13 protein-coding genes are annotated in these 12333 nt (G+C 73.2%); 3 read left to right on the top strand and 10 right to left on the bottom strand.

The window, feature by feature from the left end; all coding sequences use genetic code 11:
* Positions 1-158: 158 nt before the first annotated feature.
* Positions 159-1310: a glycerate kinase gene (locus tag ACFYTE_RS08775; RefSeq protein ID WP_388706776.1), complete on the bottom strand. Its 1152-nt coding sequence runs from the start codon at positions 1308-1310 to the stop codon at positions 159-161.
* Between the two features lie 172 nt (positions 1311-1482).
* Here ACFYTE_RS08775 and ACFYTE_RS08770 point away from each other — a divergent pair, with 172 nt between their 5' ends.
* A complete protein-coding gene (locus ACFYTE_RS08770) occupies positions 1483-2556 on the top strand; it encodes an ADP-ribosylglycohydrolase family protein (protein ID WP_388706773.1) in 1074 nt (357 codons plus the stop codon).
* Between the two features lie 98 nt (positions 2557-2654).
* Positions 2655-3149 (top strand): NUDIX domain-containing protein, encoded by a 495-nt coding sequence (locus ACFYTE_RS08765; RefSeq protein WP_388706770.1) that lies wholly within the window; start codon positions 2655-2657, stop codon positions 3147-3149.
* A gap of 235 nt (positions 3150-3384) precedes the next feature.
* Here ACFYTE_RS08765 and ACFYTE_RS08760 read toward each other — a convergent pair whose 3' ends face one another.
* The 3 genes from ACFYTE_RS08760 to ACFYTE_RS08750 are packed head-to-tail and all read right to left on the bottom strand — an operon-like array spanning position 3385 to position 6198.
* Positions 3385-4599, bottom strand: a complete 1215-nt coding sequence (locus ACFYTE_RS08760) for a cytochrome P450 (RefSeq protein WP_388706768.1) — start codon at positions 4597-4599, stop codon at positions 3385-3387.
* A 32-nt stretch (positions 4600-4631) separates the two neighbouring features.
* A complete protein-coding gene (locus ACFYTE_RS08755; protein WP_388706766.1) occupies positions 4632-5999 on the bottom strand; it encodes an NAD(P)/FAD-dependent oxidoreductase in 1368 nt (455 codons plus the stop codon).
* Positions 5989-6198 carry a ferredoxin gene (locus ACFYTE_RS08750; RefSeq protein ID WP_351733724.1) on the bottom strand — a complete coding sequence of 70 codons (210 nt, stop codon included), beginning with the start codon at positions 6196-6198 and terminating at the stop codon, positions 5989-5991. Before ACFYTE_RS08750 ends, ACFYTE_RS08755 begins: the two co-directional genes overlap by 11 nt.
* Positions 6199-6408: 210 nt before the next feature.
* Here ACFYTE_RS08750 and ACFYTE_RS08745 point away from each other — a divergent pair, with 210 nt between their 5' ends.
* Positions 6409-7146, top strand: a complete 738-nt coding sequence (locus ACFYTE_RS08745) for an NAD-dependent deacetylase (protein ID WP_388706764.1) — start codon at positions 6409-6411, stop codon at positions 7144-7146.
* Between the two features lie 34 nt (positions 7147-7180).
* Here ACFYTE_RS08745 and ACFYTE_RS08740 read toward each other — a convergent pair whose 3' ends face one another.
* From ACFYTE_RS08740 to ACFYTE_RS08715, 6 genes are all read right to left on the bottom strand, one after another.
* The gene (locus ACFYTE_RS08740) at positions 7181-7675 is read right to left on the bottom strand and encodes a hypothetical protein (RefSeq protein ID WP_388706762.1); all 495 of its coding nucleotides are present in this window, start codon (positions 7673-7675) and stop codon (positions 7181-7183) included.
* A complete protein-coding gene (locus ACFYTE_RS08735) occupies positions 7672-8376 on the bottom strand; it encodes a pentapeptide repeat-containing protein (protein WP_388706760.1) in 705 nt (234 codons plus the stop codon). The genes ACFYTE_RS08740 and ACFYTE_RS08735 overlap by 4 nt, the downstream gene beginning before the upstream one ends.
* Positions 8377-8473: 97 nt before the next feature.
* Positions 8474-8956: a methylated-DNA--[protein]-cysteine S-methyltransferase gene (locus ACFYTE_RS08730; protein WP_388706757.1), complete on the bottom strand. Its 483-nt coding sequence runs from the start codon at positions 8954-8956 to the stop codon at positions 8474-8476.
* A 9-nt stretch (positions 8957-8965) separates the two neighbouring features.
* On the bottom strand, positions 8966-10447 hold the full coding sequence (locus tag ACFYTE_RS08725) for an AlkA N-terminal domain-containing protein (protein ID WP_388706755.1): 1482 nt from the start codon (positions 10445-10447) through the stop codon (positions 8966-8968).
* 260 nt (positions 10448-10707) lie between these two features.
* A complete protein-coding gene (locus ACFYTE_RS08720; protein WP_388706752.1) occupies positions 10708-11409 on the bottom strand; it encodes an SDR family oxidoreductase in 702 nt (233 codons plus the stop codon).
* A gap of 100 nt (positions 11410-11509) precedes the next feature.
* A complete protein-coding gene (locus ACFYTE_RS08715; protein ID WP_388706749.1) occupies positions 11510-12115 on the bottom strand; it encodes a GPP34 family phosphoprotein in 606 nt (201 codons plus the stop codon).
* Positions 12116-12333 lie beyond the last annotated feature (218 nt).

The raw sequence follows: 12333 nt of genomic DNA, 5'->3' as shown, positions 1-12333 counted from the left end.
TTCTTCCTGCCCTGAGGCCTTGTCCGGTCCTTACGGATCTCGAAGTCCATCGCACCCCTTGAACTGGGGTGTTGCAACGACTCCTAGAACCCAAGGTCGGTTCGGGGCCCCTCTCCCTTTGACGTCGTGATGGCCCGATGCCGCGATGGCTCGCCGGCTCAGACCAGGAAGTCGTGCGCGATGCGGGTGGCGAGGTGTTCCAGGATCGGGCCCGCGTCCGCCATGCACCGGGACACATCCGGCTCGACCTCCGTCAGCGCATACGCCCGCCGGATCCCGGCCAGGCCCAGCGCCCGCGGCGACAACGCCAACCGGCCGCACACCGCGACCACCTCCTTGCCCGCCGCGTGCGCCGCCGCGGCGACCCCGGCCGGGGCCTTGCCGTGCAGTGTCTGTTCGTCCAGGGAGCCCTCGCCGGTGATCACCAGCGTGGCCCGGTCCAGCGCGGCTTGAAAACCCAGCACATCCAGCATGACCTCGATACCGGGACGGAACCGCGCCCCCAGGAGCAGCGCCCCGTACCCGATGCCGCCCGCGGCACCCGCACCGGGCGCCGCTGCACACCCGGCCGCCCGCGGCCCTACCGCGGTCTCCAGCACCTTCGCGTAGTGCGCCAGCGCGGCATCCAGCACGGCCACGTCGTCCGGCGACGCCCCTTTCTGCGGTCCGTACACCGCGGGCGCGCCCTTCGGGCCGGTCAGCGGATTGTCCACATCGCTGGCGAGCACCAGTTCGACCTCGGCGAGCCTAGGGTCGAGACCGGACAGATCCGCCCGCGCCAGCTCGGCCAGCCCGCCGCCGCCCGGAGCCACCGGTTCGCCGTCCCCGTCCAGGAACCGCGCGCCCAGCGCGGACAGCATCCCGGCCCCGCCGTCGGTCGTCGCGCTGCCACCCACGCCGAACACGATCGTCCGGGCGCCCGCATCCAGCGCGGCCCGCAGCAGCTCACCGGAGCCGTACGTGGACGCCGTCAGCGGCGCGAACACTCCGGCCGGCAGCCGCTGCAGGCCGCTGGCCTCCGCCATCTCCACGACCGCGGTGTCGCCACGCAGCGCGAACGCCGCCGTCACCCGCTGACCGAGCGGCCCGGCGACCCGCGCCCGCCGCCGCTCGAAACCGGCCGCGACCGCCGCGGCCACGGTCCCGTCGCCGCCGTCGGCCACGGGCAGCGCCTCCACCTCCAGCTCCGGCACGACCCGGCGCAGCCCGGCCGTCACCCGCTCGGCGACCTGCGCGGCCGTCAGCGAGCCCTTGAACTTGTCTGCGGCGACGAGCACCCGTCGGGCCCCGTCCACTGCAGCGTCCGCCACTTTCCCCACCTTCCCCGCCTTCCCCCGCCTTCCGCCCCTTGCTCCGGGCCCCGCGCACGTCGGGGCCAGTCGCGCCGCTGCGACCTTAACCGGCGGACGGCCGGGCCGTCATGCCCCGGCCGTGCCCCCGAACGCCGCGTGGCGGCACGCCGGAATCGGGTAGACCGAAGCCATGACCCCTGTGCGCACCGAACCCCATCTCGCCGACCGTGTCCTCGGTGGCTGGCTGGGCCGGATCGCGGGCAACATGCTCGGCAAGCCGGTCGAGCGCGGCGATCTGTGGACGCGCGACCGCATCGACCGCTATCTGCGGCGGGCGGATGCCCTGCCGCTCACCGACTACCTCCCCGAACCCGCCGACGAGCGCGACCGCGCCGCGCTGCGCCCGGAGTGGCCGAGCTGTGTGCGCGGCCGGGTCCACGGCAGCTGCCGCGACGACGACGTCGACTACGCGATCCTCGGCCTGCACCTGCTGGAGACCCACGGCTTCGGCTTCAGCACCGAGCAGGTCGGCGAGGTGTGGCTGCTCAGGCTGCCGTATCTGCAGACGTTCACCGCGGAACGGGCGGCGTACCGCAATCTCACGGACGGTCTGAAGCCGCCGCTGACGGCGACGTACGACAACCCGTACCAGGAGTGGATCGGCGCGCTGATCCGCGCCGACATCCACGGCTGGACCCACCCGGGCGCCCCGCGCCGGGCCGCCTCGCTGGCCCGCCGGGACGCCGTGCTGTCGCACACCGGCAACGGGGTGTACGGCGCGATGTGGGCGGCGGCGCTGATCTCCGCGGCGTTCACGGCGCCCACCGTGCGGCACGCGGTCGATGCCGCGCTCGCCGTGATCCCGGCGAGCAGCCGGCTGGCCCGTACCGTGCGCCGGGTCGTCTCGCTCCACGAGACCCGCATGTCCTGGGAGGACACCCTGTCCACGGTGGCGCGGGAGACCGCGGGGCTCGGCTGGATCCACACGGTCCCGAACGTGGCCGTACTCACCGCCGGACTCCTGTACGGCGAGGGCGACTTCACCCGTACCATCGCGCTCACCGTACGCGGCGGCCTGGACACCGACTCCAACGGCGCGACCGCCGGTTCGGTGGCGGGCGTCCTGACCGGTGCGGCGGCCATCCCGGACCACTGGAAGAACCCGCTGGAGGACACGGTCCGCAGCGCGGTGTTCGGCTTCGACGGGGCGCGCATCACCGACCTCGCCGAACGCACCCTCCGGCTGGCCGCTTCGGCGGCTTAACGGCGCGGCGGCCGAGGCGTCTTCAGCCCGGTCCGCCGCCTCCCGGCGGTGAGGGGCGCGGCGCAGGGGCGGCCGGGCAGGCTGGTTACGCTTCGGGGATGGCCACCACACAAGACTTCGCCACATACATCGCGGGCCTGCCCCGGGTGCTCGCCGGGGCCGCCGTCCTGTTCCGGAACGCCGAGGGGCGTGTGCTGCTCGTCGAGCCCAACTACCGTCCGGGCTGGGCACTTCCGGGCGGCACGGTCGAGTCCGACGACGGCGAGACGCCACGCCAGGGTGCGCGCCGGGAGACGGCCGAGGAGATCGGCCTCGATGTCACGCCGGGCCGGCTGCTCGCCGTGGACTGGGTGCACGGCGCGGGACGTCCGCCGCAGGTCGCCTACCTGTACGACGGCGGTGTCCTGTCCGCGGACGACCTCGGCTCGATCCGGCTCCAGGAGGAGGAGTTGCTTTCGTGGCGGCTGGTCCCCCGCGAGGAGCTGGCCGACCATCTGCCCGGCGCCCTCGGCCACCGCGTCCTGGTCGCGCTGGACGTGCTCGCCCACGGCACGGGCACGGCCGAGCTGGAGAACGGCCACCGGGTGGGCTGACACCGCTCAGCAAACGACACGGCAAGGGGCGCGAGGAACTGCGCGACCAGCCACAACACACCCGCACCCGACCACCGACACAACACCCCACGACGGGCTGCCAGGTTCAGCTCACCGCACATGTGAAGAGGCGATGCCCCAAAGGGGCGCGGGGAACTGCGCGACCAGCCACAACACACCCGCACCCGACCACCGACACGACACCCCACACCGCTCATGTGAAGGACCCGTGTTGTCAGTCCGGGGCGAACTCCAGAGGGAGATGGCGGGGACCGCGGAGCATGGCGTTGGTCCGGTAGGGCGGCGGGTCCTGCGCCAGGGTCGCGGTGCCGAGGCGGGGCAACAGCGCGGCCAGGGCGGTCTGGGCCTCGATGCGCGCGAGCGGGGCGCCGTAGCAGAGGTGGACGCCGCTGCCGAAGCCGAGGTGCTCGTTGTCGGGGCGGGCGGGGTCGAACCGGTCGGGGTCGGGGAAGCGTCGGGGGTCGCGGTTTCCCGATGCCATCGCGAGCACCACCGGGGTGCCCTTGGGCAGGGTGGTGCCCGCGATGTCCACGTCGGCGAGCGGAATGCGCTCGCGCATGTGGACCGGGGGCTCGTAGCGCAGGAGTTCCTCCACCGTGCGCGGCAGCATGCCGGGCTCGCGGCGCAGCAGGTCGAGTTGGTCGGGCCGGCGCAGCAGGGTGAGGACGCCGTTGGTGATCAGGTTCACGGTGGTCTCGTGTCCGGCGATGAGCAGGAGCACGGCGGTCGACGCCAGTTCGTCGGGGGTCAGCCGCTGGACGGGGTCCGGTTCGTTGACGAAGGCGGACAGCAGATCGCCGGTCGGCCGGCCGCGGCGCTGGTCGGCGAGGTCCAGCAGATAGTGGCCCATCTCCTGCCGGGCCTGCATGGCGGCCTTGTCCGGCTGGTTGGTGTCCTCCTCGGGCCCGATGTCGGCGGACGCGACGAGCACGTCGGTCCACTCGCGGAACATCGGCTCGTCCTTGCGCGGGACGCCGAGCAGCCGGCAGATGACGGTGACGGGCAGCGGGTAGGCGAAGTCGTCGACGATGTCGACCCGTTCGCGGCCCCGAAGCGACTCGGTCAGTTCCTCGGTGATCCGGGTGATCTCGCCGCGCAGGGCGTCGATCCGGGCGGGGCTGTGCGGCGGTCCGAACGGCCGCATGGCGAGGGTGCGCAGCCGGTGGTGCTCGGGGTCGTCGAGCCGCAGGAACGGCGGCTTCGGCAGCTCACCGGCCGGCTCGGGTGACCCGGTGGTGCGGCTGCGCCGGTCCGCGCTGATCCGCGGGTCGTGCAGCAGGGCCAGGATCTCGTGGTAGGTGCCGACCAGGTGACTGCCGTCCGCCTGCCGCACCACGGGGCCGGCGTCCCGCAGTTCCGCGTACAGCGGCCACGGGTCGGGGCGGTTGGCGTAGTCGGTGATCCGCTCCAGCAGGGTCTCGGCGGTCATGGGGGCTCCTCGTGGACGGGCGGGGCGACGGGTCACCGGGTGGGCCGCATCATGACCAGTCGGCGGTCCGGCAGATGGCCGGTGAGGGCGACGGTGGGTCCGTGGGAGAGGCCGCTCGGATCCGGCACGTCGGAGGGCACCGGGACCTCGGCCGCCGGCGGGCGGTCGGAGGCACCGGGCGGGGGCGGGAACGGCGCGGCCGTCTCGATCAGGTTCCGGTAGTACTCCAGCGACTTGGCCATGTCGACGGTGACCGCGGCGGTCACCCGGCCCCGGAAGCCGTAGACCATCGCGAGCCGGCGTGCCTGCAACGAGCCCTGGGCGATGACCACTTGGTCGGAGAAGGTGGGCACGCCCACGGACTTGATGTTGAGCCCGAACTGGCTCGACCAGAAGGTGGGGACCGTCAGGTGCGGGCGCCGCTCGGGTTCCGGGCTGACCATGTTGTGGGCGGCGACCTCCGCCTGCTCCACCGCGTTGCGCCAGTGCTCCAGCGAGAGCAGCTGGTAGTCGAACAGCGGGTGCGGGAAGCGGGAGACGTCGCCGGCCACGAACACGTCGTCGGTGACGAGCCCGTACATGGTGAAGGCGCGGCACCCGGCGTCGCAGGCGATCCCGCGCGCCCCGGCGGCCAGCCCGGACTCCGCCAGCCATTCCACGTTGCGGACCGCCCCCATGGCCACGACGCACACGTCCGCGTCGATGCGGCTGCCGTCGGAGAGGTCGGCGCCGGTGAAGTGGCCGTCGCCGCGCAGCGCGGTGACGGTGACCCCGCAGCGCAGGTCCACGCCGTGGTTGCGCTGCATGGCGGCGGCGAGCTTGGCCAGCGTCCCGCCGAGCGCGCCCACCAGCGGTGCCGGTCCGCGTTCGGTGACGGTGACCGCGATGCCCCGCTCCCGGCAGGCCGAGGCGATCTCGGAGCCGGTGAAGCCCCCGCCGATCACCAGGACCCGGCGCGGCCCGGCGTTCAGCCGCTCCGCCAGCTGTTCCGCGTCGTCGCTGGTACGCAGGGTGAACACCCCGTCCAGGGCCGCCTCCTGCGGAATCGGCCACGGCCGGGCCCGCGTTCCGGTGGCGATCAGCACCCTGTCGTACGGCAGTGACTCCCCGTCGGCCAGCAGCACCCGTTTACGGGCCGTGTCCAGTCCGGTGGCGCGCACACCGAGCCGCCACTCGGCCTGCGGATCGCGGCGCGTCGGCAGCCCCGTGGAGTACGGCGGAACCTTGCCGAACAGGACTTGTTTGGACAGCGGGGGACGGTCGTAGGGCGGATGGGGCTCGTCCCCGACGATGGTCAGCGGACCGGTGAAGCCCTCGTCGCGCAGTTTCTCCGCGGCCCGCAGCCCGGCCAGCGACGCGCCGACGACGACGATCCGGCTCTGCAGAAGGTCAGCGGGCACCGGGGTTCACCTCCTCGCCCAGCAGGATGGCCTGGACGGGACAGGCCGCCGCTGCCTGACGGGCGCGTTCGCGTTGCCCTTCGGGAACGGCCGGGTGGTACAGCAACGCCTCCTCGTCGTGCAGCGTGAACACCTCCGGGGCGAGGAACACGCACTGCGCATAGCCCTGGCAACGGGTGAGGTCCACCACGATCTGCATCGCTGGTCACTCCCTACGGCACGCCGGCCCCTCATTCCTTTGTAGTCCCGGCGGGCACCAAGCGCTCGCCGGGACGAAATCCGGCCGGTCGCGCGGGCCCGTCACGCGGCTGCGGCGGAACGGCCGCCGCCCCGATATCCGTTTGCCCACATATCCGTTCGCTCCGCATATCCGTTCGCTCCGCGGGGACCCGCGTCCTACGCTCGCCCCATGACCAAGCCCCTCGTGGCCATCCTCAGCGGCGCGGGTGTCTCCACGGATTCCGGGATCCCCGACTACCGCGGGCCGAACGGCCTGTGGCGGCGCGATCCGGAGGCCGAGAAGCTCGTGACGTACGACTTCTACATGCGCGATCCGGAGATCCGGCGGCGGTCCTGGCAGATGCGGCGCGGGAACCGCGCGCTGCGGGCGGAGCCGAACGCCGCGCACCGTGCCGTGGCCGAGTTGGAGCGCTCCGGAACTCCGGTGCGGGTGATCACCCAGAACGTGGACGGCCTGCACCAGCTCGCCGGCCTGCCCGCCCGCAAGGTGCTCGAACTGCACGGCACGGCGCGCAGTGTCGTCTGTACCAGGTGTCATGCGCGCGGGCCGATGGCGGACGCCCTCGCCCGGGTCGAGGCCGGTGAGGCGGATCCGCCGTGCCTGGAGTGCGGCGGGATCCTGAAGTCGGCGACCGTGATGTTCGGGGAGCGGCTGGATCCGGTGGTGCTCGGCGAGGCCCTGGCGATCACCAAGGCGTGCACCCTGTTTATCGCGGTCGGCAGCAGTCTGCGGGTCCAGCCGGCCGCGGGCCTGGCCGGCGTGGCCGCCGACAACGGAGCCCGGCTGATCATCGTCAACGCCGAGCCGACGCCGTACGACGACCGCGCGCAGGAGGTCGTCCGCGAGCCGATCGGCACGGCCCTGCCGGCGCTGCTGGCCCGGGTGCGGGAGGGCGGCGCCGGCTGACCCACGTTGACCCGCGTGCGGTCGCCCGGCGCCGTCACCGTCGGTGTTCCCGGTGCGCGCGGACGGCGTGCAGCCAGTCGCCGGTGCCGGTGCCCGGCGGGGTCAGCCGCGTTCCGCGTACCCGCGCGTTCCACGTCTGCGGCTGGAAGACGCCTTCGGCGACGTCGTCCTCGGGCGCGACGAGGACCGGCAGCGACCGGGCCACCGCCATCCCGGCCTCCAGTTGCAGCCACGGTGAGGTCCAGCAACGCGCGGACCGGCTCTCCTCCTCGGTGTCCGGGCGCCACACCGCGTCGGGTGCGTGCAGTTGCCGGAAGCCGAGCAGCACCATGCCGTCGACCTGTGCGAGCAGTCGGGACAGGGTGTGCCAGGGGTCGTCGCCGTGGCCGTCCCGGCCCAGGCGGATGACCTGGAACGACTGCTGTTCGAGCCAGCCGACCCAGCGGTCCAGTGTGGTCTGCTGGGCCCGGGTGAGGATGGACGGCGCCCCGAGGAAGACGCGGACGGGGCCCATGTCAGGGTGCATCATGCGGTGTCTTCGCTCGTCACTCTTCCCTGGGCGTCCAACCGGCTCGCTATGTCCGCGGGGATGTCCACGGCCTCGGAGAACTGCGCGCCGTCGAGCCGGGCCCCGGTGAAGTTGGCGCCCGCCAGCCGGGCTTCGCGGAAGTCCGCGCCGACCAGAACGGCGTCGACGAGTACGGCATCGACGAGGGTGGCACGGTAGAAGACCGCCCTCGCCGCGGTGACGCCGCGCAGGGAGGCACCGGTGAGATCGGCCTCGAACAGGTCGGCGGCACTGAGGTCGACGACCTTCTTGTCGCCCTCCCGGCTACCGAGATAGGAGCGGGCCAGGTTGCACCCCTGCAGGTCGGCGCCGGACAGGGACGGTGCGTAGCGCAGTCCGTCGGCGAGGACCTTCTGGATCTGGCCCGTCTCGGACTTGCGCAGCAGTCCGGCGATCACGGCGACCGCCTCGTTGGCGTAGGGGGTACGGCCCGCGCCCTGCTCGGAGTTGTTGTCGAAGAACCGGCGCATCAGGATCGCCGCGGCCATCTGCTGGGTCGTGTTGTCCGACGCCAGGGATTCCACCACGTCCTTGAACGCCGCACCGACGGCGGCCGACCTGTCCCGCTTCCGCTGGAAGTTCAGCACCCCGAGGACGCTGACGCCCACCGTGACGAACGTGCCGAGGATTCCGGTCCAGACCTGCACGTCACTGGCCGACATACCACCCCTAGCGTCGTGGCCGCGTTTGTTCTGCGCGTGACCCTACAAGGTGCGTGGTGGGCTGCCGGACCCGAGCGGCCCGGACCGGCGTGCACGGTCAGAACAGCGCCGTTCCGCGCTCGAAGTCCAGGAGGCGTTGCTTGCGTTCCAGGCCGCCGCCGTATCCGGTGAGGCTGCCGTCGGAGCCGACGACACGGTGGCAGGGGACGATGATGCCCACCGGGTTGCGGCCGTTGGCGAGGCCGACCGCGCGGGAGGCGTTGGGGTTGCCCAGGGCGTCGGCGAGTTCGCCGTAGGTGCGGGTCTCGCCGTACGGGATCTTCGTCAGCTGTTCCCAGACGCTGCGCTGGAACGGGGTTCCGTGCAGCCGGAGTTCCAGGGTGAACTCCTTCAACTCGCCCCGGAAATAGGCCGCCAGCTGTTCCTCGGCCGCGCCGAAGGGTGTGTCGTCGCGGTCGCCGAAGGTCTCCTCGGGCGGACGGTGGCGCTGTTCGGTCATGTAGAGCCCGCACAGGGCGCCGTCGTCGGCGACGAGGGTGAGAGGGCCGTACGGGCTGTCGATCACGGTGTGCTGTTTCACGGGATGTCCTTACACGGGCAGGAAGTTGATGGGGTGACTGTCCGTCGCCCACAGATACTGGACCGCGTACGCCCGCCAGGGCCGCCAGGCCGCGGCACGCGCGGTGAGCGCGGCCGGGGTGGCGGGCAGGCCCAACTCCTGGGCGGCGCGCCGGATCCCGAGGTCGGTGGCGAGGAAGGCGTCGGGGTCGCCGAGGGCCCGCATGGCGATGACGTCGACCGTCCAGGGGCCGAAGCCGGGCAGGGCGAGGAGCCGGGACCGGGCCTCGGGCCAGTCGCTCTCGACGCCCAGGTGGAGTGTGCCGTCGGCGAGTTGACGCACGAGGCTGGTGAAGGTGGTGCGCCGGGTGCGGGGCATCGCCAGCGACTCGGGGTCGAGCACGGCAAGCGCCTCGGGCGCGGGGAACAGATGGGTGAGGCCGCCCTCGGGATCGTCGACGGGCTCGCCGTACGCGGTGACCAGGCGGGCGGCGTGGGTGCGGGCGGCCGCCGTGGAGACCTGCTGGCCGAGGACCGCGCGGATCGCGAACTCGGCCGCGTCCACGGTGCGCGGCACGCGGCGCCCCGGCGCCTTGTCGATCAGCGGCGCGAGGAGCGGGTCGGTGCGCAGTTGGCCGTCGACCGCGACCGGGTCGGCGTCCAGGTCGAGCAGGCGCCGGCAGCGGCTGCCTGCGACGGTCAGGTCGCGCAGGTCGCTGAGGGTGAGACGGCAGGCGATGTGGTCGGGTTTCGGGGTGAGCGCCACGATGCCGTGCCCGTACGGCAGTCTGAGCGTCCTGCGGTAGGCGCCGTCCCGCCACTCCTCCACGCCCGGTACCGCGGTCGCCGCGAGGTGGCCGAAGAGGTTGTCGGGGTTGAGCGGGGCGCGGAACGGCAGGCGCAGGGACACTACCCCCGGGGTGCCGGGGGTCTGCTTGCGCGGGGCGCGGGCGCGCAGCCCGCTCGGGGAGAGGGCGAACACCTCGCGGACGGTGTCGTTGAAGGTGCGGATCGAGGCGAAGCCGGCCGCGAAGGCGATCTCCGCCATGGGCAGCGGGGTCGTCTCGATGAGGATCCGGGCGGTCTGGGCGCGCTGGGCCCGGGCGAGCGCGAGGGGGCCCGCGCCGAGTTCGGCGAAGAGCTGGCGTTCGACCTGCCGGGTGCTGTAGCCGAGGCGGGCGGCGAGTCCGGGCACGCCCTCGCGGTCCACCACGCCGTCGGCGATCAGCCGCATGGCGCGGGCCACCAGGTCGGCGCGCTGGTTCCACTCCGGTGAGCCGGGGCTGGTGTCGGGCCGGCAGCGCTTGCAGGCCCGGAATCCGGCCTGCTGGCAGGCGGCGGCGCTCGGATGGAACGTCATGTTCTCCGCCTTGGGCGGGACGACCGGGCAGCTGGGCCGGCAGTAGATGCCGGTGGTCAGGACGGCCGTGAAGAACCAGCCGTCGAACCGCGCGTCCTTGGACCGCACGGCCCGCACACAGCGCTCCCGGTCGAGGTGCATCCCTTTCTGCATGGCTCCAGCATCGGCCACCGGCCGCGGCGGAGCTGGCGAGAATCCGACATCGACGTGCCCTGTGCAGGTGGGCCCCGGATCACCGTGCGGGCCCCGCGGCAGTCGCGGGCCGGGCCCATGGCCCAGGCCGGCCGGTCCTCGGACATGATGACGCGGGTCCGGCGGGCGAGGCTGAGCAGGCGGCCGTCCGACGCGCGGGCCTCACTGTCGTCGACACACCAGCCGGCCCCCGGCGCGGCGCGGGGCGTGCGGTGCGCCGGTCAGCCGGCGAGTTGCGGGTACATCGCGGACAGCTCGCCCGACAGCGCCGACTTGGCCTGGCGCGTGACGTCGTCGCCCAGCACCTCGTACGCGCCCGCCTCGACGCCGTCCAGGGCCGCCGCTGCGATGTCACGGGCGGTGGACTTGGGCGCGTCCAGGCCCGCCGTCATGTCGGTGTCGACGTACGCCATGTGCAGGCCGGTCACCTCGATGCCGCGCGGGCGCAGCTCCAGCCGCAGGCTGTTGGTCTGCGACCACAGCGCGGCCTTGGTGGAGCTGTAGGAACTGCCGTCGGCGAACCAGGACAGGACGGAGTGGACGTTCAGGACGTGACCACCGCCGTTGCGCTCGATCACCGGCACGAAGGCGCGGGTCAGCAGCAGCGGGCCGTAGTAGTTCACGTCGAACTCCGCGCGGATGTCGTCGACCGGCGAGGTGAGGAAGCGCGCCCGCGTCGCGATCCCGGCGTTGTTGATCAGCACGGTGACATCCCCGGCCCGTTCGGCCGCCGCCGCCACGGAGTCCGGGTCGGTGACCTCAAGCGCCAGCGGTACGGCGTCCGGGTGGGCGACGGCGCGCGGGTCGCGCGCGGTGGCGTAGACCTTGCGGGCGCCGCGCGCGTACGCCTCCGCCACCAGTGCCTTGCCGATGCCCCGGCTGCCGCCGGTGACGAGGACGACGGAGTTCTTGATCGCAGTCATGACAGTCTCCGAAGACGAGAGAAACCGATCGGTTTCCAGCTAGCGTAAACCGATCGGTTTCCCCATTCAACGCGCTCGCTCGAAGGCTTTCGTCCAAACGTCAGGGAGCGCGCCAGATGTTGTCGAAGGCCGCCGCCTCGATGCTGCGCCGCTGCCGCACCGCCTCCAGCTCCACCACCGCGTCGTTCACGGCGGCCAGGACGGTCACGACCGCGTCGGCAAGCCCCGCGGTGCCCCCGGCCTGCTCCTCCCGCAGTCCCACGGCGGCGCCCAACGCGGCCAGGACGGGTTCGCGCGCGGTCCAGCGTTCGGCGGCGCGTCCGCGTTCGGCCGTATCGCCGAGCCGCGTCCGGTCGGTGCGCAGGGAGAGCCGACGGCCGCGCCGCCGGCCGCCGCCCTCGCCCGCCGCCTCCAGGGCGTGCAGGTAGGCCGCGGCCAGGTCACGGCCCCGGCGCCACAGCCAGTCCTCCACGGACTCGTACGGCCGCTCACGGGCGAGCGCCGACACGGCCTCGTCCAGCAGGGGGTCGCCCATGCCCAGCGGCAGGCCCGGCACGATGCGGTCGCCGTCCAGGCCGATGGCCTCGGCCCGCAGAAGGTCGATCAGTTCGGCCCCCGCCAGGGCCAGCGAGAGGTCGCCCTGTCCGACGGAGCGGTCGGCGGCGGGGTCCAGCGCGACGATCAAGAGGTCTCGCGGTGTGGTCATGTCGGCTCCTCGCTGCGCTGCGCTGCTTGGGCGGGGTGGGGGCTCGCCGTGGGGCGGCACGCCGGTGGCCGGGTGCGGGTGGCTCTCCGGCCGAGCACGCCGTTCCCCGCGCCCCTTCGGGGGCGCACCCACCAGCAACCATGCCACCCGCGTCCCTGGGCCGGCGCCCGCCGTGGGACGGCACGCCGGTGGCCGGGTACGGGTGGCCTTGTGGCCGA

Origin of the sequence: Streptomyces sp. NPDC004629 (assembly GCF_042873595.1) — a bacterium.
Taxonomy (GTDB): Bacteria; Actinomycetota; Actinomycetes; order Streptomycetales; family Streptomycetaceae; genus Streptomyces.
Note: the sequence above shows the minus strand (reverse complement) of the source record. Positions and strands in the feature narration are given on the sequence as shown.

Bases quoted from the DNA above. Each gene is read 5' to 3' on its own strand.
- ACFYTE_RS08770 (WP_388706773.1), top strand. From the start codon at position 1,483: ATGACCCCTGTGCGCACCGAACCCCATCTCGCCGACCGTGTCCTCGGT.
- ACFYTE_RS08765 (WP_388706770.1), top strand. From the start codon at position 2,655: ATGGCCACCACACAAGACTTCGCCACATACATCGCGGGCCTGCCCCGG.
- ACFYTE_RS08760 (WP_388706768.1), bottom strand. From the start codon at position 4,599: ATGACCGCCGAGACCCTGCTGGAGCGGATCACCGACTACGCCAACCGC.
- ACFYTE_RS08750 (WP_351733724.1), bottom strand. From the start codon at position 6,198: ATGCAGATCGTGGTGGACCTCACCCGTTGCCAGGGCTATGCGCAGTGC.
- ACFYTE_RS08745 (WP_388706764.1), top strand. From the start codon at position 6,409: ATGACCAAGCCCCTCGTGGCCATCCTCAGCGGCGCGGGTGTCTCCACG.
- ACFYTE_RS08740 (WP_388706762.1), bottom strand. From the start codon at position 7,675: ATGATGCACCCTGACATGGGCCCCGTCCGCGTCTTCCTCGGGGCGCCG.
- ACFYTE_RS08735 (WP_388706760.1), bottom strand. From the start codon at position 8,376: ATGTCGGCCAGTGACGTGCAGGTCTGGACCGGAATCCTCGGCACGTTC.
- ACFYTE_RS08725 (WP_388706755.1), bottom strand. From the start codon at position 10,447: ATGCAGAAAGGGATGCACCTCGACCGGGAGCGCTGTGTGCGGGCCGTG.
- ACFYTE_RS08720 (WP_388706752.1), bottom strand. From the start codon at position 11,409: ATGACTGCGATCAAGAACTCCGTCGTCCTCGTCACCGGCGGCAGCCGG.
- ACFYTE_RS08715 (WP_388706749.1), bottom strand. From the start codon at position 12,115: ATGACCACACCGCGAGACCTCTTGATCGTCGCGCTGGACCCCGCCGCC.